Here is a 22,891-nt window from a genome sequence, read left to right as displayed (position 1 = left end):
CCCTCAACACTGATTCGTTCGTACGGTGCATGGCGCCGTGGGCAGGCGAGCATCGTCGTCCCGCGGCGGCCACCCACCCGGCCGGCGCCATCGAGCCTGGTGCAACGGCGCGAAGCCGAAGTCGGCGAGGATCGTGCGGCAGAGAAGGGTCCCGAGAGCGGGTCGGTGGCGCTGCGGCCGCGTTCAGACGTTGATCACTTTGATGCCGGCGTCGGCGAGGCGCGCGATCGCGCCGGCGGGGACGGCCGAGTCGGTCACCAGGACGTCGACGCGGTCGAGGCCGCAGATCCGGGCGAAGGCCCGCCGTTCCATCTTCGAGGAGTCCGCGGCCACGATCACCCGGTGGGCGCGTTCGACGAACAGGCGGCTGATGTTCGCCTCCTCCTCCTGGTGCGTCATGAGGCCCAGTTGTGAATCGACCCCGTCCACCCCGAGGACCGCGACGTCCAGCGCCACCTCGCTCAGCACACTGCCGGCCAGCGGACCGACGAGCTCGTAGGTCTGCGGCCGCACCACGCCACCGGTCATCACCAGCTTGATCTGCGGCCGGACCGCCAGGGCACCCGCGATGTTCAGAGCGTTGGTGACCACGGTCAGGCTGGGCGCGGACGCGGTGAACTGTTCCGCGCCGACGCCGGCGGTCCGCAGCGCCAGCAGGTGCGCGACCTCGGTCATGGTCGTGCCTCCGTTGATGCCGACCACGGCTCCGTCGCCGATCAGATCGACGACGGCGGCGGCGATCCGCTGCTTCTCCGGAGCCTGGCGCACGGACCTGTAGCGCAGCGGCAGTTCGTAGGACACACCGTGCGGAACCGCGCCGCCCCGGGTCCGCACGAGCAACTGCTGTGCCGCGAGCTCGTCGAGATCCCTGCGGATCGTCGCCGCCGACACCTCGAGCACCGTGGCGGCTTCCTCGACCTCCAGGCGGCCATGTTCGGCCAGATACTCCAGGAGCGCGCTCCACCGCTCGTGCTTCGACATCCGCCCGCCTCTCCCTTGAACCGCGTGCACGGCACCGCGGCAACGGACTCGCTTGCACAATCACGCATCAGACATGCATGGTCACGGTGATGGCGGGCGGCGCGCATCCAGTTCAGGATAGCCCGGCGACCGCTTCTAGACCTCGGCGCGCTCTCGGTGCATACTCAGGGCACCCAGATGATTGAACTTGCTCAAAACCTCCTTCGATCGAAGAGTTCCAGTCATCCAGCGATGTGCGTGGTCGGCGACCAGGCTTGACGGCAGAACGGGTCGGCGCCGACACCTGACCACCCCGAGCTCCCGGCGGCTCTTCTCGGGGCCCTGGTCAGAGACGTAGAGCCGCCCCCCGCGTCGCAACGCCGTCCTCCCCCGCCGCAGCGCACCCATCACGGCCAGGCGCAGGCCGATCTCCATCGTGCGCTTTCCTCGACCGCCGCGTGGCTCCGACCTGAGCGCCGGAGCCGTGCGAGAGGCGCCCGGAACCGGCGCCCGCCATCAGAGAGGTCCCGCCATGTCCCACCCCCTGGACCGGCGAAGAACCGCCGGTGTCCTCCTCACCCTGCTCCTCACCGCCTGCCTGGTCCGTGTGCTGACCGCGGCGCCACCCGCGTCCGCGACGACGATCGGCTCGGTCACCGGTTTCAGCCAGTCGGGTGACACGTTCACGATCTCCGCGGGCACGGCCAAGGTCCGGGTGGACTTCGCCCGCGCCGATATCTTCCGGCTCTGGCTGGCCCCCGACGGCACGTTCACCGACCCCGCCGGAGGCAAACTCGCCACGAGGACGGACTTCGGCACGGTGACCCCGGCTTCGGCCGATGCCGGGGACCACTACAGGATCACGACCAGCGCACTCACCCTGCGGGTCTACAAGTCGCCGCTTCGGTTCGCGCTCTACAAGGCCGACAACACGACGCTGATCTGGTCCGAGACCAGCGGACTGACCTGGGACACCTCCGGCACCACGCAGAGCCTGTCGCGCGGCGCGGACGAGCAGTACTACGGCACCGGGCTCCGGCTGGGCAACTGGGCGCTGCGGGGCAAGAGCGTCCCGGTGCGGGTCACCAACTCCTGGAAGGAGAACAGCAACGCCAGTCCGGCCCCGTTCTACATCTCCACCAACGGGTACGCGGTCATGCGCAACACGTGGAAGCCCGGCCAGTACAACTTCCTGTCCCCCGTCACGACCAAGCACGAGGAGAACCGACTCGACGCCTTCTTCTTCGTCGGCGACACCCCCAAGAACCTGCTGGGCGACTACGCCGATGTCACCGGCAAGCCGTTCCTGGCGCCGATCTGGGGTCTGGAGCTCGGCAACGCCGACTGCTGGTCGACCTATGACACCCCGCCGGATACCGGGCCTCAGAACAGGGCCGGACACCTCAAGACGCCCGACGTCATCAACTACGCGCGAGAGGCGCGGAACAAGGACATGCCGTCCGGCTGGTTCCTGCCGAACGACGGCTACAGCTGTGGCTATGAGGACCTTGTCTCCACTGTGGGCGAGCTGAAGAAGCTCGGATTCGCCACCGGTCTGTGGACCGAACGCAGCCTGTCCAACATCGCCTGGGAGGTCGGCACGGCCGGCACCCGAGGGGTGAAGACCGACGTCGCCTGGGTCGGCGGCGGCTACGAGCCGGCCTTCGACGGCGTCCAGTCCGCGGTGAACGGAATCGAAGGCAATTCGGGCGCCCGGCGATTTGTCTGGACCGTCGACGGCTGGGCGGGCACCCACCGCAACGCCGTGGTGTGGACGGGCGACACCTTCGGCAACTGGAACGACATGCGCTGGCACGTCCCGGCCATCGCGGGCGCCGGTTTCTCCGCGTTCAACTACGCCTCGGGCGACGTCGACGGCATCTACAGCGGCTCCGGCCCCACGTTCGCCCGCGACCTGCAATGGAAGGCGTTCACTCCGGCGTTCATGACGATGTCCGGCTGGGGGGCGACCAACCCGTCGACCGGCTACAGGGACAAGCAGCCCTGGCGGTGGGCCGAGCCCTACCTGTCGATCAACCGCAAGTACCTGAAGCTGAAGATGCGGCTGATGCCCTACCTCTACACGCACGCCCGCAACGCCGCCGACACCGGCGTGCCGACCGTACGCGCCATGCCGCTGGAGTTCCCCGCCGACCGCACCGCCCGCGGCGATCTCACCTCCCAGCAGTTCATGACGGGCGACGCCTTCCTCGTCGCGCCCGTCACCTCCGACACCTCGGTGCGCGACGACATCTATCTGCCGGCCGGCACCTGGACCGACTACTGGACGGGCAAAACCTGGACGGGGCCAGGGTGGCTCGACGGCTACGACGCGCCGCTCGACACCCTTCCGCTCCTCGTCAGAGGCGGGTCGATAGTGCCGATGTGGCCCCAGATGAACCACAGCGGCGAGAAGCCCCGGACGCCGATCACGTTCGACATCTACCCGCGCGGCTCCTCGTCCTTCAGCCTTTACGAAGACGATGGGGTGACCCGTTCCTACAAGACCGGCGCATCCGCTCGCCAGAAGGTCGACGTCACCGCGCCCGTCCAGGGCGCCGGCGACATCACCGTCACCGTAGGCGCCTCCCAGGGAGACTTCACCGGCAAGGCGAATTCACGCGGTTACCAGATGGACCTGCATGTCAGCGCTGCGCCGACGGCGGTGACGCTCGACGGTACGGCCCTCACCGCCCACGCCACCCGGGCTGCCTTCGACGCGGCGGCCACTGGGTGGTACTTCGACGGCGCCGAACGCTCTGGCGTGCTCCACGTCAAGGCCGGGTCGAAGCCGACCAGTACCGCGTTCACCGTGGTGGCCTCGGGCGCCAAGGTGCCCGCCGGGATCCCGGCCACCGGCACCCCGCCTGCCGAGCGGAACAGCATCCCCAAGACCGACTGGAAGATCAGGTCGGTCGACAGCCAGGAGACGGCCTCCGAGAACGGCGCCGCCGCCAACGCCATCGACGCCGACCCCGCCACGATCTGGCACACCCAGTGGACCAGCCCCGCCGCCCCGCTCCCCCACGAGATCGTGATCGACATGGCCGCCGAGTACACGGTCGACGGGCTCGATTACCTGCCGCGGCAGGACGGCGGCGTCAATGGGCGCATCGGCCGGTACGAGATCTACGCCTCCACCGACGGAACCACCTGGGGCAGCTCGGTGGCGAGCGGAACCTTCACCGACACCAGCGCCGAGCAACGCGTGGCCTTCACCCCGAAACGGGCGCGTTATCTGAAACTCCGCGCCCTGACCGAGGCCGGGAGCCGAGGCCCCTGGACCACGGCCGCCGAGATCGGCGCGACCGCCGCGTCCAGCGGCCCCGCCGGACGCACGCCCAGATAGGACCTCACACGGACAGGGCTCAGACAGGACCCCACACAGGCAGGGCCCGGATAGGACCTCGCACAGACAGGGCCCGGATAGGACCCGCACAGACGGGCCCAGAACAGACAGGGGCCCAGAACAGACAGGAGCCAGATAGGACCTCGCACAGGCAGGGGTCAGCCAGGGTGCCGGCTGACCCCTGTCTCGTCAGGCTTCGGTCACCGGTTTTTGCCGGCGGGCCAACGTCTGGAAGATCGCTTGACGAGGTCTTGGTCAGCCGCCGGAGTAGACGGCGTGGCTGATGATGAGGCAGGCGGCGCCACGGGCCCACAGGTTGTCGTCCGCCCGATCGACGATGATCTGGCAGTCGTGGGCGGCGGTGGAGAAGCCGTGGGTGGCGAAGGCGGCCTGGCAGGCGGGCCCGAACAGGTCGTAGGCCCCGGCACGCTCGCCGGTGATGATGATCTATTCCAGGTTGAGGAGGTTGCAGAGGACCGCGAGGCCGCGGCCGAGCGCTTCGCCCATCGCGCGGAACGCCTGGACGGCGGCGGGCTCACCGTCGCGGGCGCGTGCGATGGCGTCCTCGATGGTCTCGACCTTGACGTCGGCGTTGAGCAGGTCGCGCAGGACGGCGATGTCGGACGCGACGGTCTCCAGGCACCCTCGGTTGCCGCACGAGCAGTAGTGGCCGTCGGGCACGAGCAGTAGTGGCCGTCGGGCACGAGCGGTATGTGGCCGAACTCGCCGGCCAGGACGCCCGAGCCGGTGTAGAGATCGCCGCCCAGGACGAGGCCGCAGCCCACGCCGGCGCCGACGGTGACGACGGCGAAGTGGTCGCTGTCGCGTCCGGCACCGAACCAGCGTTCCGCGGTCACCAGGGCGTTGACGTCGTTGTTCACAGCGACGGGCAGGCCGGTGGCAGAGCCGAGGCCGCCTGCGACGTCGACGTCGTTCCAGCCCATGATCCCCGAGCGCACGCAGCGGCCGGTGGCGGAATCGACGTGGCCGCCGATGCCCACACCGATGCCCACCCCGATGCCCACCCCGATGCCCAGGACGCGGTCACGTGCTCCATGGGTGGCCTCCAGAAGCTCGTCGACCAGGCCGGAGGGCGCGTCGAATCCGTAGTCGGGCGGATACCCGGCGGGCATCCGCAGCCTCCGCCGGGCCAGGACCGTCGCCTCAAGGTCGGTGATGACCGCGGTCGCGTGCGCGGGGGCGCCGGTATGGAGAGCGGAGTCAACGAAAGCGCGAGGGCGTACCACCCAGTGGCCATCTGCCGTTCGGCCGCTCGCACCCATGCCGTGGCACCTGTCGGTCGACGCCCGCGCTAACCCGGCCTTTTAGGGAAGCCAAGCTCGCCGACAGCGGAACGGCAATGGGGCAGCCGTGTCATGATGCTCGGCTTCGTCCGATGATCAAGCCAGCGAGGAGGCCCTCGGGAACCTCGTTGAACATACGTTCCAGTTCGGGCGGCAGAAAGTCGAGTACCAGAACGTGCCCGTCCGGCAGTTTCCTGGCGTGATCAATAATGAGATTCATCGCGCCGAGGTCGACGAACTCCAGGCCGGAGAAGTCCAGATGGGCTCGCTGATGCTCGATACCTGCTATTAGCAGGAGGCGGTCCAGCACCGTGTGGCGGGCGGCGTCCAGTTCACCCTCAATCCGTAGTCCCGGCGGTCTGCTGCTCCGCGAGATGCGGAGCAGGTCATCTTCGAACTCGAACGCCTCGACCATGCGCATCCTCCAAGCATCCGGATGATGAGTGAGGTCTGATCACCCACCGCGGGCTGGCACCGTTATCCTCCACCCTCGGCACTGATCGATTTCGTTTTTCGAGATTCCTGGTCTGTCAGCCCAGGTGGAGTGGTCGTGATGCCGATGCCGGTCTGAGTGGCGGCGGCATGCCCGATCGGCGTTCCAGGCGAACGTGATGTGTCTGTTGAGGGCGTACCAGGCGGCTGCCAGGAGCAGCCAGATGCTGCTCATCTGCGCGCAGCACCGGTTGGCGCCGGTCGTCTCGGCGACAGTGGCGGCCAGTTGCGCTCCGCCTCCGGCGGTGGGCTCGCCCAGCCCCACCTGACCTCCACCGTGGGCGCACGAGTGTCGATACCGATCATCGTGGCGGCGTCCACCCACGCGGCGCGGGTAAAGGTAAGTCGGAGGCGCTGGTCCATAGCGGTGCCAGCCTCGTACCAACCCCGTTGCCAGGCAGGATCAGGCCCGAGTCGGCGGAAAGCACTGACACTCGGCCGTTCTCTGCGACGTCTATTGAGCAGGTAGGTCGTAGATTCGCAGTTCGATGTCGAGGCCAGGTTCTATCGGGTTGCCGTAGACAAACTTGCCGTAGCCGACGGTCGGCCAGACGACGCCTTCTTTGTCGCCGAGAAGTTGGGATCGCTCGCCGGTGCGGGTATCGAGCAACAGCCATGCATGAGTGGTCTTCACCATGAGGCGGTGGTCGTCTATCCAGACAAGGTTGTCGACGCCTTCGTTCTTGTCAAGAAGCTTGCGTGCGCTACGGCTGTCGGCGAGGCTGGTTAGCCAGACTTGCCCGGTTCCTTGTTCGGGGTCTTTGTTCCGGATGTAGGCCAGTTGCGTGCCGTGCAGTGCGAATTCTTCGGTTCTCTTGCCGAGCCGTCGGTGCTTGCCGGTTTCATCGCGCAGATCGATGGTTCCCACGGCGAACTTGCCTGGTCTTGCGTGGGCGAAGCCGTGCACTTGGCTGACGACAATGCCGCGGCCTGAGGGGACACACTTGTCGACCCAGGTGTTCCAACGGCTCGTCATGGGTTTGGCTTGCGCCGTGAGGTCCTGGCGGGTGACGGTCCAGTGCCGGTTGTTCGTCGACTGAGCCCAGCAGACCGTCTCCCCCGAGAGCTTGGGATCGGGAACACCGCGTTTGGGCGAGGAGCGTTTCTCTTCGGCGATCAGACGGGCGGGCCCTCCGGCCTGCGACGCCACGTACAGCGACCAGGTGAAGCAGCCGAACTCCGGGTCAGCGCAGGGCGAAGAACTCTGACGCGTCTCCACCCAGACGAAGGCACCGCTGGGGGCGATGTAAAAACTCGCCAGCTCGTGATCGGGCTTGACCAGCGGAATTCGGGTGATCCTGCCGTCGGCGGGGTTGAGGATCGCGGCCTGCATGGGTGCGGTCTTCGTGTTCGTGTGCGGCTCGCCCGGGGTCACCGTGCCGCCTTGGCGGGAGCGCGGCGGCTGACGATCGATTCGAGGGATGGAGAGGAGAACACCGTTGGGAACGGGTTCTGCAACGGCGAAGGCGCCGCTCTTGCCCAGGCGGAAAGCCCGGCCGTCCGCCGAGACACCCAACCGGGCCAGCGCCGACGGTCTGGCGACACGGTAGCCCGAGTAGGCCTCGGTCCCAGGAGTACGCGATGGCTTGGCGGGCGAGTCGGCGGTACAGGCGACCAATGGGCTGGTCACTGCGACGAGCGCCGTCACCAGCCCACCGGGAAAGCATCGCCTCATGCGGTCAGCCAAGGCTGACGGCTCCGTTCGCGCCTAGCACGTTCTGCCCATATACAGCCTGCCAATACCAGGAACGGTACTTGGAGCCGTTCTTGTATCCGGTATTCCTCCACGGGTCCCACCAGTGCACGGTATAGCTGTCCCTGCGGTAGACCGATGAGTACCCGCGGATCACCGCGGCGTGCCCTGCAGCGCCGTTCCTGTTGTATCGCCACGGGGTCCCGCCCCACTGCAAGGTCCCCATTAGAGTATGACCCCGGTCCAGGTCGTAACCCAGTCCCCAGTAGTAGTCATTCTGATTGCGGTGGTCGTACCAATTGAAGCGCTTCTTCTTAGCCGTGTAGGCGTTGACGGCGCCAGCGACGTACCTCAGGCTTGTGCCGCGCTTGCCGGTGCGCATTTTCTTGGCGAGAGTCTTCTGGCTGGGTAGCTTGGACTTGGATCGGTACCGCGAAATCATCGCTCGCGCAGAGGCCGGCGCGCACCAGTAGCCGGTCTTCTGCGTCTGGGCCACAATGCCGAGCTTACGGATCCTGGACGGCGGGTCACGGCGCACCGCCGCGTACTGCGCGAGTTCAGCGTTGATCTTCGCGGCGTGGGCACGAGCCTTCCGATCGAAATCAGCCTGTGCCTTACGGTCGATACGAAAACCCTTGTCTGCATAGATGCCCGCTGACGGACCGCTGGCCGCCGTACTTCCATCGTTCTGAAGGGCCGCGGCAAGCGCGGGAACAGTTTCGGAGGTTCCGTCTCCGTCAACACCTGGTGACCCCGTCGCCTCCGAACGTTCAGTCGCGCTGGCAGACACAGGGCCGGCGACAAGCACAGCCGTTGCAATGGCAAGCTCGGCATGGAAGCCGAATCGATTCGGCATACCTCTCCCCGATCGCTTGCATGGCAGATCGAACGGTATAGAGCGCTCTGTGGCCGGGTCAACGAGAAGAACGAGCGAGATGACTCTGACCAAGTTTGTTTCGGTCAGCAAGCTGGTGATTTACACAGCTGGCCCGAAGTGGCCATCACTGCATGGAACCCACCGTCCTCACGCCCCCCGAACCGTGTCCGGTGTCTGCACGGGTGAGAGGCGGCCGTCGCCAGGAAGTGGCTTCCGATCTCGGGCACACCCTGCCCACCACAGGCGGCCACCAGCCAGAATGCATGCATCGTGATCGGGTAGCAACAGATTACTTACGGGGCAAGAGCATTACTATCAATTAATACACCCATTTCCCCACCAGCGCGACAACGAAAGTCGTCGATGGCATCACTGATGCTGGCTTTCTTGCCGCCAGGTTGCCGTGCCCAACTATAGAGGCCCCATCTTGAGTCGAGCGGCCTGGTGGTTCTGGGCAGCCGTTTGCCATTCAGCGCTTGTGGCGTTAGGAGGCTTCGGTAGTTATGGGGCGGGGGGTGTTTGGGATCAGTTTGTTAGCCAGCCAGCGCAGCATCAGGTAGGTGAGAAGGATGAAACCCAGGAGGGGCAACGTCAGGATGACGAGTTCGATTGCGCCTACAAGCAGTTCGAGAGGGCCCGCTCCGGATTGGGCCATTGAAATCAGGATGCTCAGGCGTTGCCAGGTGGCCAGGATCAGGGTGGGGACCTGGAGCGCCAGCAGGCTCAATTGGAAGACGAGCGCCGGGATGATGGTCAGTACCCAGAAGGTGACGATGAGCTGGGGCCACCGTTTCAGTGCGTGGAGTCGTTCGTCGGCAGGGCGGCGCAGGAGGGTCCGGCGCAGGATCGGGCCGATGTATTTGAACAGGTCGGGGATGCCGACCAGGTCGGAGACGATGTAGTAGCCGTCGAAGCGGAGCGTGGGGAGCAACTGCTGCATGATCTCCAGGTTGACGGCGAGGATCGCCACCAGGAGAGGGGTGTAGCCGGTCAGACCGTAGAGCGCCGTCAGGGCGACGAGGAAGATGCCGTTGAAGTAGACGCCGCCCAGATCGGTACGGAGTCGTCCGGCGCGTCCCAGGCGGTAGGAGTCGGTGATGTCGGTGTAGAAGGCCGGCCAGACCAGATAGATGCCGCAGCCCATGGCCCCGGGGCGCACGCCGCTGTAGCGGCAGGCGCTGGCATGGCCGATCTCGTGGAAACCGCACGAGAGAACGGCGAGCGCCAGCACCAGCAGGATGCTGGACGGGGAGAAGATGGCATTGTTGAGCGCCTCGGCCAGCGGCTGGGTGACGAGCAGAAGTTCGCACGCTGTGATCACACTGATCGTCGGCAGCAGGACGGTGGGCCGGAACAACCAGGCGAACAGGCCACTGACGAACCAGGTGGCGGACTCCGGGATGACGGCCACGCGGAAGCGCAGCGCCAGGAAAGTGTCGGCCTTGACGAGCCGTGGTGAGGTGCCGTCGCTGTAGGTCGTGACGCCGAGCGGGGCGAGCTTGTGATCGACGAGGTAGAGCAGCTGCTCGACGGAGAGCCGGGTGCCCGTCGCGGTCGTCACGGCATCGGCTACCTGGGCCAGAGCGGCGCGGGGGTCCGCCGACAGATGGCGGTGGTCGTACAGGGCCTTGGCGACCAGGAACAACAGAGCCGGCAGTTGTACGACCTGGCGATTGGCCAGGCGGACGAGCTGCGGCGGCCGACGATAACCGGAGCCCTTGAACTCGCCTACGAGCTCGGCCCCTTCGGTGAGGGTCGGGAAGCTGAGCGGCTCGGACTCCATGATCAGTACGCGTGAACGACGGCGGGGATGCAGGTCGTTGTTTCTCTCGGTTCCTGCGCCAGCAAGCCCGTGCCGAGAATGCCGGACGTGCCGTGGTAGTGGGTGGTCTGGCAGGCGTAGAACACTTCGGTCCGCTGGCCCCGGACGGGCGAGGGGACGATGACCGACATCAGCACCCTTTCCGGCAGCACCTCGCCCGAGAGCCCTTCCAACTCCACGTCTTCGAACTCGCGAATGGCCACTTCGTTCCTCCGGTTCAATGCGAATCGGGAGAAGGGCCGGCACAGGCCGGCCCTTCTCCGTGCACGTCGCGGGCGGCCGGGCCGCCCGCTAGGCGATCAGTGGCCCGAGACGGCGGTGCCCGGGGCGCAAACGAACGACGCGTTCTGCGGTACGGCGTTCAGGCCGACCTGCTGCAGCAGGCCGCCGTGGGGCGTGGTGATGTTGCTCTGGCAGGCGTGGGTGACCACGGTGGAGCCGGTCGTACCGGCGGAGGCCCCGCCGAGGTTGCCTGCGTTGTTGTTGTTGAAGGAGTCTCCATCGGCCGCGAGGAGCAGCGTGGAGAGGACGGCACGTTCTGGCAGGACCTCGCCGACCAACTGGTCGAGCTCCGCGTAGCTGAAGGACTTCATGGTTTCCTTTCCCAATCGCCAAGTGCGGGGTCCGCTCGAGTACCGAACGCAACCCGACTCGCTCCCGATTGGAGCCAGCGACTCTACGTATAGCATCAACTACCAACAGTAACAAGGGAGCTGGTAAAGCCAGCCCCACGCTCGTCCGGCGATGTCGACATCACCCAAATACGCACAATGCGGTTGAAGAGTCCGGGCCTCGCAGCGGCTCCGCTATCGCCGACCGGCACCGTTCGAAGGTGACCCGCCATCGATGCGCGTATAGGTCACCTCGGGGTTCTCCCAGGGATGTTCTTCGATCAGGTGAGCTTCCAACTCCTCATACCGGGCGGCCGTGGTCCTGAGGAGCAACTGCCATTCTTCGCCTTCCCCAAGGTGACCCTTATGCCAGAAGACCGATACCGCAGGACCGAGAACCTGCCCCGAAGCCGCCAGCTTCGCGCCCACCGCCGACCGCAGGAGTTCGAGCGCGGCTTCACGACTGTGCACCGTCGTGGACACAAGGACCTCATCGCTCACGCCGGTAAGCGTAGATCGCCCCGGATTGCCCCGCGCGGATTTACCGATGACGCCACCCAAGCGGCAGCGACGCCATCCAGACCGGTCCCTCCGCCCCGCGATCAGGACGCATCGGGGGTCCGCCCATCCGGCCGTCACCCCACCCAAGCAATCACACCCCAGCGATGATGCCGCTCCAGCGGTCACGCCACCCAAGCAGTCACGCATCCCGGCGGTCACGCATCCCGGCGGTCAGGCCGTCCCGGCGGACACGCCACCAAGCGGTCACGCCGCCCCGGCAACGCCAGCCAAGGCTGATGCCGCACTATCGATCACGCCACACCAGCGGTCACACCACCCCAGGAGGTGACGCCGCCCCGGCGGTGACGCATCCCCGCAGTCACGCCATACCCGCGGTTCACTCCGGCTCCGGGCGGCCACGCCGCACCGGCGGTCTCGCCATCCCGGGCGGTCACGCCCCCGCTGTGATGCCGCCCCAGCGGTCACGCCACCCCAGCAATCACGCCACCCAAGCAGCCACGCCATCCGAGCGGTGACGCCATACCGGCGATCAGTCCACCCTGGGCGGCCGCGTCGCACCGGCGGTGACGCTTCCTGGCGGACACGCCACCAAGCGGTCACGCCGCCCCGGGCGGCCGCCCATCCCGGCAGTCACGCCGCCCCGGCGGTCACGCATTCCGGCGGTCAGGCCATCCCGGCGATGACGCCAGCCAAGGCTGATGCCGCCCTACCGACTACGCCACACCAGGCGGCCACGCCACCTCGGTCGGCCATACACCGCACCGGCGGCCACGCATCCCCGGTGGCCACTCCATACCGGCGGGTCACGCCACCCCGGCGATGACGCCGCACCAGCGTTCACACCGCACCGGCGATGACGCCCGGCGGGCCGCGCCGTACCGGCGGGTCACGCCCCAGCGGTGATGCCGCCCCAGCGGTCACGCCGCACCGGCGGTCACGCATCCCGGTGGTCACGCCACCCAAGCAGTCACGCCATCCGAGCGGTGCAGCCATACCGGCGCGGTCACGCCACCAGGCGGTCGCGCCGCCCCGGCGGTGACGCCAGCCAGGGGTGATGCCGCACTAGCGGTCCCGCCGCACCGGCGTTCCGCCATCCCGGCGGTACCGCACCCCGGTGGTCACGCCACAAGCGGTCATGCCGCCCCAGTAGTCACGCCACCCAAGCGGTGACGCACCCCGGCTGCCTGCCCTGCCAAAGCCCGCGGCCGCGCCGCCCCGGCGGTGACGCCAGCCAAGGGTGATGTCGCACTGGCGGTCAAGCCGCACCCGGCGTTTCGCCATCCCGGCGGTGACGCATCCCGGCGGTCACACCGCACCGGGCGGCCACACTGCACCGGCGGTGACGCATCCCGGCTGCCACGCCATACCTGCGGGTTGCGCCGCCCCGGCGGTGACCGGGTTATGGCGGCCACTTGGCATGTCGGTGGTTGTGGTGCGGTTTGCTTGTTTAGGTTTCGTCGCTGAAATGGTGAACGGCACGGTCGTCTGGTACGCAGTGCGTCATTTCTAGGCCGGTTACGTCGCGTGGGCCGTTCTTGCCGAGGTTCGCTAGGCGCTTCCGGTCCTCCTCTGTTAGGTCCTGGCTGGCCAGCGGCTCCAGGTGCGATACCTGGTCCGGTGTGATGCCCAGGCCTTGTCCGACGCGTAGGCCGAGGTCGTCCTCGGCTAGCAGGAAGTGCCAGACCATTCGTTCCTGGATGGGTCGTACGCACTGGGACAAGGCCGTGACGAGATTGTGGACGAGGTCGTCGCGTTCCCAGTCGTGCATGAGGAGGTAGCGCTGGCCCGCCTGGAGGTAGTCGTTGGTGCGCGGAATACGTTTCCGGGTCAGGCGTCCTGTGATTTGCGGGCCTTGGTCGTCGTGGGTGGGGTACTGGGCTTCGCGAAGGCCGCCTGTTATGGATGGCTCGTAGTTGACGTGCGGGTTCTCGCCTGCCTTGTCTACGAAATAGGTCATCAGGCCGTCGCGCTGGTTTGTTCGGACATCGCTGTTCTTGGCCTGGTTGACCGGCACTTGCAGGTAGTTGGGGCCGACCCGGTATCGCTGGGTGTCGCTGTAGGAGAACGTACGGCCGACGAGCATCTTGTCGTCGGAGAAGTCCAGGCCGTCGACGAGCACGCCGGTACCGAACGCGATCTGCTCGTTCTCGGCGAAATTGTCGTCGACGTTGCGGTCCAGGACCATGCGGCCGACCGGGCGGGCCGGGAACTGGTTCTCCGGCCATACCTTGGTGTCGTCGAGCGGGTCGAAGTCGAGTTCGGGATGCTCCTCGTCGCTCATCATCTGCACGAGGAGCTCCCACACGGGGTAGTCGCCCCGTTCGATGGCCTCGTGCAGGTCCTTGGTGGCGTGGCCCAGGTCGCCGGCCTGAATGGCCGCCGCGTCGGCCGCTGTCATGCTGCGTACGCCTTGCTGGGGCATCCAGTGGTATTTGACGAGCTTGGTGTCCCCCTGCTCGTTCACCCATTTGTAGGTGTTCACTCCGAAGCCCTGCATGTGCCGGTAGTCGGCGGGGATACCGCGCGGGCTGAAGAGGTTCACGAGCATGTGCATGCTCTCCGGCGTCTGCGACATGAAGTCGAAGATGCGGTTGGGCTCCTGCCGGAACGTGATCGGGTCGGGCTTGAGCGCGTGGATGACGTCGGGGAACTTGATGGCGTCCCTGATGAAGAACACGGCCAGGTTGTTGCCGACCAGGTCCCAGTTGCCGTCCTCGGTGTAGAACTTCACCGCGAACCCGCGCGGGTCGCGGGCGGTCTCGGCGGAGTCGCGACCGCCGATCACCGTGGAGAACCTGACGGCGACTGGGGTACGTGCACCCTCGCGCTGAAACAGCTTGGCGCGGGTGTAGGTGCCGATCGGCTCGTCGCCCCATTTGCCGTAGGCCTCGAAGTAGCCGAAGGACGTCACGCCGCGCGCGTGGACGACCCGTTCGGGGATGCGCTCCCGGTCGAAGTGGCTGATCTTCTCCAGGAACTGGTAGTTCTCCAGCGTCGCCGGCCCCCGCGAGCCGACCGTCCGCTGGTTCTGGTTGTCATAGACAGGATGGCCCTGCCGGTTGGTCAGCACCTCTCGCTGATCGTCGGATTGCGATCCCTGGCTCGACACGTCCGTCATGGCGTTGCTCCCATCGTCGCTGCTCCGGACCCGGTCCTTCCCCCATAGCCGTCCCTTATCCGACAGAGGGCCCCAAGAAAGCACCAAGAGTCCGCTTCTGTGCCACGCCGCGATGACCGGCTCCGCATACGGGCTCTGCTTCCGGGGCACGGTGGGCCTATGAGCCTTCGTAGCCGGATCGCGGAGTGGCCGGTCTATCGACAGTTCACGGGTGGTGACCTGCTGGGACGGGGAGCAGCCGTACAGTCCGTTCGTACGGCCGGGCTACGGGCGAGGACGGCGACGGCGGACCGCGTAGTGAAGTCCGTCTGCCCGTACTGCGCGGTGGGGTGCGGCCAGAACGTGTACGTACGGGACGAGAAGGTCGTCCAGGTCGAGGGCGATCCGGATTCGCCGGTGAGCCGGGGGCGGCTCTGTCCCAAGGGGTCGGCGACCCTGCAGCTGATCACGGGATCGGCTCGGCGGCACAAGGTGCTCTATCGCCGTCCTCACGGCATGGACTGGGAAGAGCTCGACTTGGAGACGGCCATGGAGATGGTGGCCGACCGTGTCGTACGTACGCGCCGGCAGACCTGGGAGGACGAGGCCGACGGATTGCCGGTCCGGCGAACGCTCGGGATCGCCAGCCTGGGCGGAGCCACGCTCGACAACGAGGAGAACTACCTCATCAAGAAGCTCCTGACGGCGCTCGGCGTCGTCCAGGTGGAGAACCAGGCCCGCGTGTGTCACAGCTCGACCGTGGCGGGGCTGGGCACGTCCTTCGGCAGAGGCGGCGCGACCACGTTCATGCAGGATCTGCAGAACTCTGACTGCATCGTCATCCAGGGCTCGAACTACGCGGAGGCGCATCCGGTCGGTTTCCAGTGGGTGATGGAGGCCAAGGCTCGCGGCGCGACGGTGATCCATGTGGATCCGCGGTACACGCGGACGAGCGCCGTGGCGGACCTGCACGTGCCCATCCGGGCGGGCTCCGACATCGCTTTCCTGGGTGGGATCATCAACCACGTCCTGGAGAACGAGGCGTTCTTCCGCGAGTACGTCCTCGCCTACACGAACGCGTCGACGATCCTGAGCGAGGACTTCCGCGACACCGAGGACCTAGGCGGCGTGTTCTCCGGGTTGGACGAGGAGACGCGGCACTACGACTTCGCGAGCTGGCGCTACGAGGGCTCTGACGTAGCAGCCGCGGCGGGAGAACGGGACGCGCGGTACGAGGAGCGCATGCGGCGCATACGCGAGTCTGGGCGCGGTGAGAGCCACGGGGCAGGAGGCGCCCCGGTCAATACCAACGGCGTCCGAACGGACGACACGTTGCAGCATCCACGCTGCGTCTTCCAGGTACTCAAGCGTCACTTCGCGCGGTATACGCCGGAACTGGTGGAACAGGTGTGCGGTATCCCACCCCACCTCTTCGCCAAGGTCTGCGAAGCCCTGGTCAACAACTCAGGCCGTGACCGTACAAGCGCGTTCGCCTATGCCGTGGGATGGACGCAGCACACGGTCGGCGCGCAGTACATCCGGGCCGCCTCGATCCTGCAGTTGCTGCTCGGCAACATCGGACGCCCCGGCGGCGGCATCCAGGCCTTGCGCGGCCATGCGAGCATCCAAGGGTCGAGCGACATTCCGACCCTGTTCGACCTGTTGCCCGGCTACATCCCGATGCCCCACGCGCACGCGCAGCAGGACCTCGATTCGTTCGTGAAAGCGGACGCCCCGGACAGGGGCTACTGGGGCAACATGCGGGCGTACGTGGTGAGCCTGCTCAAGGCCTGGTGGGGCGACGCGGCGACCGCCGACAACGACTTCTGCTTCGACTATCTGCCGCGCCTGACCGGGAGCCACAGCACCTACGAGACGGCGATGGCCCAGATGGACGGTATCTGCAAGGGCTACTTCCTGATGGGCGAGAACCCGGCGGTCGGGTCGGCCAACGCGCGCGTCCAGCGGCTCGGCATGGCCAACCTCGACTGGCTGGTCGTCCGGGACTTCTCACTGATCGAGAGCGCGACCTGGTGGCAGGACGGCCCCGAGATCGACACCGGCGAGCTCCGTACCGAGGACATCGGCACGGAGGTCTTCTTCTTCCCGGCCGCCTCGCACACCGAGAAGGACGGCAGCTTCACCAACACCAACCGGACGCTGCAGTGGCACCACGCCGCGGTCGAGCCCGGCGGCGAGGCGCGCAGCGACCTGTGGTTCATGTACCACCTGGGCCGGCTGGTCCGGGACAGGCTGGACGGCTCGGCCGATCCGCGCGATCGCCCGGTGCTGGATCTGACCTGGGACTATCCGACGCACGGGCCGCACGGCGAGCCGAGCGCGGAGGCGGTGCTCGCGGAGATCAACGGGTACGGCCCGGACGGCGGGCCTCTCTCGACGTACGAGCAGCTCGCCGGGGACGGCACCACGAGCTGCGGCTGCTGGATCTACTGCGGCGTGTACGCGGACGGCGTCAACCAGGCGGCGCGGCGCAAACCCGGCTCCGAGCAGAGCTGGATCGCGCCGGAATGGGCGTGGGCGTGGCCCGCCAACCGGCGCATCCTCTACAACCGCGCCTCCGCCGATCCAGAGGGACGGCCGTGGAGCGACCGTAAGGCGCTCGTCTGGTGGGACGGCTCGGCGAACGAGTGGGCCGGTCATGACGTACCGGATTTCCAGAAGACCAAGGCGCCCTCCTACCGCCCGCAGGACGGCGCCATAGGGCCCGACTCCATCGCCGGAACCGAGCCCTTCATCCTGCAAGCCGACGGTAAGGGCTGGCTGTACGCGCCCGCTGGGATGGTGGACGGGCCGATGCCCACCCACTACGAACCGCAGGAATCGCCGTTCGACAACCCGCTGTACGAGAGGCACAGGAGCAATCCCGTACGCGAGGTGTTCTCACGCCCCGACAACCGGCTCCATCCAAGTGGTTCCGACCCTGGCGCAGGGGTTTATCCCTTTGTCGTCACCACGTACCGGCTGACCGAACACTTCACCGCAGGCGGCATGTCGCGCTGGTCTCCCTACCTGGCGGAGTTGCAGCCGGAGTTCTTCTGCGAGGTCTCACCGGAGCTGGCGGCCGAATGCGGGCTGGAGCACGGCGGCTGGGCCACGATCGTCAGCGCCCGCAATGCCATCGAGGCCAGGGTGATGGTGACCGACCGGATGGCGCCGCTGCGTGTCGCAGGCCGTGTCGTGCACCAGATCGGGCTGCCCTTCCACTGGGGGCCGAACGGGTACAGCCGCGGCGACGCCGCCAACGAGCTGGCCTCGATGTCGCTCGACCCGAACGTGCACATCCAGGAGGTCAAGGCGTTGACGGCCGACATCCGGCCGGGCCGGAGGCCGCGCGGTCCGGCGCTCCCGGACCTCGTCCGCGGCTACCGCGAGCGCGCCGGAATCACCGCGACGACCGGCACGGAGGTATGACCGATGGGTCTTCTCTCGGAAACCGAAACGGGACTTCTCTCGGGTACCGAACCGGACGTGGCGGGCGACGCCGGTCACCACGACCACCCGCCGCGGATGGGCTTCTTCACCGACACCTCCGTCTGCATCGGCTGCAAGGCCTGCGAGGTCGCCTGCAAGGAGTGGAACGCGATCCCCGAGGACGGGCTCACGTTCACCGGGATGTCGTACGACAACACCCAGGGCCTCGGCGCCGACACGTGGCGGCACGTCGCGTTCATCGAGCAGCGCAAGCCGGTCGGCCTCCAGGAACACGGTGTCGATCACTCTGCGTACGAGGGGTTGGACGTGCTCGGGATGGCGGCCGACGCGGGCCGGGACGGCGACCTGCGCTGGCTGATGGCCTCGGACGTGTGCAAGCACTGCACGCACGCCGCCTGCCTGGACGTCTGCCCGACCGGCTCGCTCTTCCGCACCGAGTTCGGCACCGTGGTCGTGCAGGAGGACATCTGCAACGGCTGCGGCTACTGCGTACCGGCCTGCCCGTACGGCGTGATCGACCAGCGGGAGGGCGACGGCCGGGTCTGGAAGTGCACGATGTGCTACGACCGGCTCGGCGACGGCCTCGAACCCGCCTGCGCCAAGGCGTGTCCCACCGACTCCATCCAGTACGGCCCCCTCGATGAGCTGCGCGAACGTGCTGCCGTCCGGGTCGAGCAACTGCACGAGGGCGGCGTGACCGACGCGCGGTTGTACGGCGCCGATCCCGGCGACGGGGTTGGCGGGAACGGCGCGTTCTTCCTGCTGCTGGACGAGCCGGAGGTCTACGGGCTGCCGCCGGGCCCGGTCGTCACCACCCGCGACCTGCCGTCCATGTGGCGGCATGCCGGTGCGGCGGCGCTGACCCTGCTGGGCGGCATGGCCGCGATCACGCTGGCGACCCGGAGGCGGCGATGAGCGAGGCGGAGGTACGTACCGACGGCCTGCACGGTCAACGCCCCGGCAGGCAGGCCGTGCCAGGCGCCAAGGGCGGCCGCACCAAGCGACAGCGCAGGGACCGGCGCGGCGAACGCAGCATGGTGCCGGACGCCGACTTCACGAGCTACTACGGGCGTCCCATCATCAAGGAGCCGACCTGGCGTGCCCGCGACATCGCGGGTTACCTCTTCCTAGGCGGGCTTGCGGGCGCCTCGTCGGTGCTGGCCGCGGGTGCACAGGCCACCGGCCGCCACAGGCTCGCCACCTCAACCAAGGTTGGGGCGCTCGGCGCCATCTCGTTGTCTACGGCCGCGCTTATCCACGACTTGGGGCGGCCTAGCCGGTTCGTCAACATGCTGCGCGTTCTCAAGCCGACCTCGCCGATGAGTGTCGGCTCCTGGATTCTGCTCGGGTACGGCCCGGCCGCCGGGCTGGCGGCCGTGACAGCGGTCACCGGCAGGTTCCCGGGGATCGGACGCGCGGCTACCGGATGGGCCGCCTTGACCGGGCCCGCGGTCGCCACGTACACGGGCGTGCTCTTCGCCGACACGGCCATACCGGCCTGGCACGGCGCCTACCGCGAACTGCCGTTCCTGTTCGCGGGCTCGGCTGCCACGGCGGCCGGAGGTCTCGGCCTGCTCACCGCACCCCGCGCCGAGAACGCCCTCCCCCGCGGCACCGCCGCCTTCGGCACGGCGGTCGAACTTGGCACGGCCCATCTGATGCGCCGCCGCCTCGGCCCGCTCGCCGAGCCGTACGAGCGCGGAAAGGCGAGCCGGCTGATGAAGGCGGCGGAGGTCCTCGCCGCCTCCGGCGCAATCACGGGTGTGCTGGCGGGCGGCCGTAGCCGCGTCGTCGCGGCGGTCGCCGGCGCCGCGCTCCTCGCGGGTTCGGCGGCGACCCGTTTCGCGGTGTTCGAGGCCGGTCGCGCGTCGGCCGCGGACCCGAAGTACGTCGTCACCAGCCAACGCGCCGGGGCACAGTCCGGCCAGGCGTCCCGGACGTAGCCGGAGAGTGCGGAAGGATACCGTGGTCACATGGCCGATGTAGAGATCGACGTTGTCGTTGTGGGCGCCGGCCCCGCCGGTGAGAACGTGGCCGACCGGGTGGTGCGCGCCGGGCTGACCTGCGCGGTGGTCGAAGAACATCTGGCCGGGGGTGAGTGCTCCTACTACGCGTGCATCCCCAGCAAGGCGCTGCTGAGGCCGATGGACCTGATGGGCGAGGTCGGACGGGTTCCCGGGCTGGAGCTCGGCCCGGTGAACGTGTCGAAAGTGCTGGCCCGGCGGGACGAGGCGATCTCCCATCTGGACGACAGCGGGCAGGCGGAGTGGATCGCGAAGCTGCCCGCGACGCTGCTGCGCGGCCGCGGCCGCCTGACCGGCGAGCGCGAGGTGACGGTGACCGGGGCCGACGGCGCGGTCACGGTCGTCCGCGCCCGGCACGCGGTGGTGCTGGCGACCGGCAGCGTGCCGGTCGTTCCGCCGGTCGAAGGGCTGGCCGAGGCCAAGCCGTGGTCCAGCCGGGACGCCACGACCGTCCGCGAGGTGCCCCGCCGGCTGGCCGTGATCGGCGGCGGTGTGGTGGCGTGCGAGATGACGCAGGCCCTGCACGCGCTCGGCGCGGAGGAGACGACGCTCATCGTCCGGGGCGGGCGGCTGCTGGAACGCGTCGAGCCGTTCGCCGGGGAACTGCTGGCCGAGGCGTTCGGCAAGAGCGGGATCGACGTCCGGTTCAACACCGAGGCACGGCGCGTGGAGCGGAGCGCGGACGGCACGGTCACCCTGCACCTGTCGGACGGGTCGACGGTCGAGGCGGACGAGCTGCTGGTGGCCACCGGCCGCCGTCCCGCCACCGGCGATCTCGGGCTGGACGTGGCGGGGCTCGACGTCAAGAAGCCGGTCGAGGTGGACGACAGCATGCGCGTCCCGGGCAGCGAGTGGCTGTACGCGGTCGGCGACCTCAATGGGCGCAACCTGCTCACCCACATGGGCAAATACCAGGCGCGCGTTTGCGGTGACGTCATCGCGGCCCGCGCCAAGGGCGAGAGCGACGACCGGCCGTCCCTGCATGACACGGCCGACGGCTACGGCGCTCCGCAGGTGGTGTTCACCGACCCGCAGGTCTCGGCGGTCGGCCTGACCGAGGCCGCCGCCCGCGACAAGGGCTTCGACGTACGGGCCGTCGAGTACGACCTCGGCAACGTCGGTGGCGCATACCTGCTGGGCGATGGCTACAAGGGCCGGGCCAAGGCGGTCGTCGACGAACGCCGCAAGGTGCTGCTCGGCGTGACGTTCGCCGGTCCGGGCGTCGCCGAGCTCGTGCACGCGGCCACGATCGCCGTCACCGCCGAGGTCCCGCTCGAAAAGCTGTGGCACGCGGTCCCGTCGTTCCCCACCGTCAGCGAGATCTGGCTGCGCCTGCTGGAAGAGTACGGTCTCTGACACCTCCGCCTTCAACCTCCGTACGGCCAACCTCCGTACGGCGCGCGTTCGGCCGCAGCCCCGCCACGGCGAGGAGGGCGGGCAGCAGCAGGAAGGCGCCACAGGAGGCCACCACGACGGCCGTGAACGCGGTCGCCGCCAGCGCGACGACCCGGCCGCGCCCCGCCAGCAGTCGCACGGCCGCCGCCATGGCGAGCACGGTGACCGCGGCGAGGCAGGCGGCCGTGGCGCGCATCAGGGCGTCCAGCCCGAGCCCGCTGACCACGACCGGAACGGCGCCGGCGCCGGTGAGGACGGCCAGCAGGGCCAGGCTGCGGTGGGGCGGCCGGCCAGGCTCGGCGCCGCGGGCGAACCATCCCGGCAGAGCATGGTCGCGGGCGAGCACGGCGCCCAGGCGAGATCCTCCGGCGACGTAGGTGTTGATGGCGATGAAGCTCAGCACGAGCGCCGCTACGGCGGTTACCGGCCGCGCCGCGCCACCGAAGCCCTCTTCGAGCAGGAGGGCGAGGGGCACGGCGGAGGTGGCGGCGCGTTCGCCGAGGACACCGGTCACGATCAGGGCGAGGCCGAGGTAGAGCACGCCGACGATGCCCAGCGTCAGCGACGTCGCACGCGGCAGCAGGCGGCTGTCGGCGAACTCGGCCGACAGGTGGCTGACCGCCTCCCAGCCCGCGAACGCGAAGAAGAGCACCCCCGCGGCGTGCACGACGCCCATCGCGCCGTGCGGCGCGAACGGGGTGAAGTTGGCGGCGTCCGCCCGTGGAGCCGCGACCACGATGGCGGTCACCAGGAGCATGGCCAGCGCCGTGACGAGGAACAGCTGAATCCGGCCCGACATGCGCAGGCCCGCGTGGTTGGCCGCGAACGCCAGGGCCAGCAGGCCGCAGGCGATCGCCACCGCCATGGCCCGGCCGCCGCCGAGGGACGCCGCGACGTACTCGCCGCCGATCAGCGCTCCCGCCAGCGTGCCGACCGGCACCGCGGCATAGAACCACCAGCCCACGACGGCGCCCGCCCGCGCCCCGAAGGCACGGGCCACGTAGGTCGCTGCACCGCCGCCATCAGGAAGCCGCGAACCGAGAGCCGCGAACGTGGTCGCCACCGGCACGCTCAGCGCCAGCAAAGCGAGCCAGGCCAGGATCGACGCCGGTCCGGCCGCCGCCGCGGCGAGGTGGGGCAATGCCAGGACACCGGGGCCTAGCACCGAACCGACCAGCAGCGCCGTGCCCTCTCCCAGTCCCAGTCCGCCCGTGTTCCGGACGGGCCGGACGGAGCTGCCCTTTGTCGCCGATGTCACCACGATCCCCCCATACGTTCGAGACAGTGAGGGT

General features: G+C 68.3%; 16 protein-coding genes and 1 pseudogene. 5 read left to right on the top strand and 12 right to left on the bottom strand.

Going from position 1 to position 22,891, the window contains the following annotated elements; translation table 11 throughout:
- Positions 1-183: 183 nt before the first annotated feature.
- On the bottom strand, positions 184-981 hold the full coding sequence (locus ABD333_RS39845) for a DeoR/GlpR family DNA-binding transcription regulator (RefSeq protein WP_344547807.1): 798 nt from the start codon (positions 979-981) through the stop codon (positions 184-186).
- Between the two features lie 511 nt (positions 982-1,492).
- On the opposite strand from ABD333_RS39845, the gene ABD333_RS39840 reads away from it, so the two are divergent.
- A complete protein-coding gene (locus ABD333_RS39840) occupies positions 1,493-4,309 on the top strand; it encodes a discoidin domain-containing protein (protein ID WP_344547806.1) in 2,817 nt (938 codons plus the stop codon).
- A 447-nt stretch (positions 4,310-4,756) separates the two neighbouring features.
- On the opposite strand, the gene ABD333_RS39835 is transcribed toward ABD333_RS39840, so the two are convergent.
- From ABD333_RS39835 to ABD333_RS39790, 10 genes and pseudogenes are all read right to left on the bottom strand, one after another.
- Complete coding sequence (locus ABD333_RS39835; protein WP_344547805.1) at positions 4,757-4,990, bottom strand: ROK family protein; 234 nt, start codon at positions 4,988-4,990, stop codon at positions 4,757-4,759.
- Between the two features lie 86 nt (positions 4,991-5,076).
- A pseudogene (locus tag ABD333_RS47710) lies at positions 5,077-5,442 on the bottom strand (ROK family protein); the annotation flags it as partial.
- Between the two features lie 241 nt (positions 5,443-5,683).
- The gene (locus tag ABD333_RS39825; RefSeq protein ID WP_344547803.1) at positions 5,684-6,034 is read right to left on the bottom strand and encodes an STAS domain-containing protein; all 351 of its coding nucleotides are present in this window, start codon (positions 6,032-6,034) and stop codon (positions 5,684-5,686) included.
- 525 nt (positions 6,035-6,559) lie between these two features.
- On the bottom strand, positions 6,560-7,753 hold the full coding sequence (locus tag ABD333_RS39820) for a hypothetical protein (RefSeq protein ID WP_344547802.1): 1,194 nt from the start codon (positions 7,751-7,753) through the stop codon (positions 6,560-6,562).
- A gap of 31 nt (positions 7,754-7,784) precedes the next feature.
- Positions 7,785-8,654, bottom strand: coding sequence for a C39 family peptidase (locus tag ABD333_RS39815; protein WP_344547801.1), 870 nt, complete (start codon positions 8,652-8,654; stop codon positions 7,785-7,787).
- A 505-nt stretch (positions 8,655-9,159) separates the two neighbouring features.
- Complete coding sequence (locus ABD333_RS39810; RefSeq protein WP_344547800.1) at positions 9,160-10,458, bottom strand: hypothetical protein; 1,299 nt, start codon at positions 10,456-10,458, stop codon at positions 9,160-9,162.
- Positions 10,459-10,460: 2 nt separating this feature from the next.
- Positions 10,461-10,700: a hypothetical protein gene (locus ABD333_RS39805; RefSeq protein WP_344547799.1), complete on the bottom strand. Its 240-nt coding sequence runs from the start codon at positions 10,698-10,700 to the stop codon at positions 10,461-10,463.
- A gap of 96 nt (positions 10,701-10,796) precedes the next feature.
- A complete protein-coding gene (locus ABD333_RS39800; RefSeq protein WP_344547798.1) occupies positions 10,797-11,090 on the bottom strand; it encodes a hypothetical protein in 294 nt (97 codons plus the stop codon).
- A 213-nt stretch (positions 11,091-11,303) separates the two neighbouring features.
- The gene (gene cutA, locus ABD333_RS39795; protein WP_344547797.1) at positions 11,304-11,609 is read right to left on the bottom strand and encodes a divalent-cation tolerance protein CutA; all 306 of its coding nucleotides are present in this window, start codon (positions 11,607-11,609) and stop codon (positions 11,304-11,306) included.
- A gap of 1,468 nt (positions 11,610-13,077) precedes the next feature.
- On the bottom strand, positions 13,078-14,748 hold the full coding sequence (locus ABD333_RS39790; protein ID WP_344547796.1) for a catalase: 1,671 nt from the start codon (positions 14,746-14,748) through the stop codon (positions 13,078-13,080).
- A gap of 159 nt (positions 14,749-14,907) precedes the next feature.
- Here ABD333_RS39790 and fdh point away from each other — a divergent pair, with 159 nt between their 5' ends.
- From fdh to ABD333_RS39770, 4 genes are all read left to right on the top strand, one after another.
- On the top strand, positions 14,908-18,159 hold the full coding sequence (gene fdh, locus ABD333_RS39785) for a formate dehydrogenase (protein WP_344547795.1): 3,252 nt from the start codon (positions 14,908-14,910) through the stop codon (positions 18,157-18,159).
- Positions 18,160-18,255: 96 nt separating this feature from the next.
- The gene (locus tag ABD333_RS39780) at positions 18,256-19,095 is read left to right on the top strand and encodes a 4Fe-4S dicluster domain-containing protein (RefSeq protein WP_344547857.1); all 840 of its coding nucleotides are present in this window, start codon (positions 18,256-18,258) and stop codon (positions 19,093-19,095) included.
- Positions 19,092-20,123, top strand: a complete 1,032-nt coding sequence (nrfD, locus tag ABD333_RS39775) for an NrfD/PsrC family molybdoenzyme membrane anchor subunit (protein WP_344547794.1) — start codon at positions 19,092-19,094, stop codon at positions 20,121-20,123. Before ABD333_RS39780 ends, nrfD begins: the two co-directional genes overlap by 4 nt.
- Before the next feature lie 30 nt (positions 20,124-20,153).
- Positions 20,154-21,560 (top strand): dihydrolipoyl dehydrogenase family protein, encoded by a 1,407-nt coding sequence (locus ABD333_RS39770; protein ID WP_344547793.1) that lies wholly within the window; start codon positions 20,154-20,156, stop codon positions 21,558-21,560.
- Here the strand turns inward: ABD333_RS39770 and ABD333_RS39765 are convergent.
- Complete coding sequence (locus ABD333_RS39765) at positions 21,517-22,857, bottom strand: APC family permease (RefSeq protein WP_344547792.1); 1,341 nt, start codon at positions 22,855-22,857, stop codon at positions 21,517-21,519. The genes ABD333_RS39770 and ABD333_RS39765 overlap by 44 nt on opposite strands.
- Positions 22,858-22,891 lie beyond the last annotated feature (34 nt).

This window comes from Actinomadura fulvescens (assembly GCF_039533225.1).
Taxonomy (GTDB): domain Bacteria; phylum Actinomycetota; class Actinomycetes; order Streptosporangiales; family Streptosporangiaceae; genus Spirillospora; species Spirillospora fulvescens.
The sequence above is the reverse complement of the archived record's forward strand: the minus strand, read 5'-3'. Positions and strand labels throughout refer to the sequence as shown.

What these genes read in the sequence shown, in the direction of transcription:
- ABD333_RS39845 (WP_344547807.1), bottom strand. Translation starts at nt 981, where the DNA reads ATGTCGAAGCACGAGCGGTGGAGCGCGCTCCTGGAGTATCTGGCCGAA.
- ABD333_RS39780 (WP_344547857.1), top strand. Translation starts at nt 18,256, where the DNA reads ATGGGCTTCTTCACCGACACCTCCGTCTGCATCGGCTGCAAGGCCTGC.
- ABD333_RS39825 (WP_344547803.1), bottom strand. Translation starts at nt 6,034, where the DNA reads ATGCGCATGGTCGAGGCGTTCGAGTTCGAAGATGACCTGCTCCGCATC.
- ABD333_RS39810 (WP_344547800.1), bottom strand. Translation starts at nt 10,458, where the DNA reads ATGGAGTCCGAGCCGCTCAGCTTCCCGACCCTCACCGAAGGGGCCGAG.
- fdh (WP_344547795.1), top strand. Translation starts at nt 14,908, where the DNA reads ATGAGCCTTCGTAGCCGGATCGCGGAGTGGCCGGTCTATCGACAGTTC.
- ABD333_RS39815 (WP_344547801.1), bottom strand. Translation starts at nt 8,654, where the DNA reads ATGCCGAATCGATTCGGCTTCCATGCCGAGCTTGCCATTGCAACGGCT.
- ABD333_RS39840 (WP_344547806.1), top strand. Translation starts at nt 1,493, where the DNA reads ATGTCCCACCCCCTGGACCGGCGAAGAACCGCCGGTGTCCTCCTCACC.
- nrfD (WP_344547794.1), top strand. Translation starts at nt 19,092, where the DNA reads ATGAGCGAGGCGGAGGTACGTACCGACGGCCTGCACGGTCAACGCCCC.
- ABD333_RS39790 (WP_344547796.1), bottom strand. Translation starts at nt 14,748, where the DNA reads ATGACGGACGTGTCGAGCCAGGGATCGCAATCCGACGATCAGCGAGAG.
- ABD333_RS39770 (WP_344547793.1), top strand. Translation starts at nt 20,154, where the DNA reads ATGGCCGATGTAGAGATCGACGTTGTCGTTGTGGGCGCCGGCCCCGCC.
- ABD333_RS39800 (WP_344547798.1), bottom strand. Translation starts at nt 11,090, where the DNA reads ATGAAGTCCTTCAGCTACGCGGAGCTCGACCAGTTGGTCGGCGAGGTC.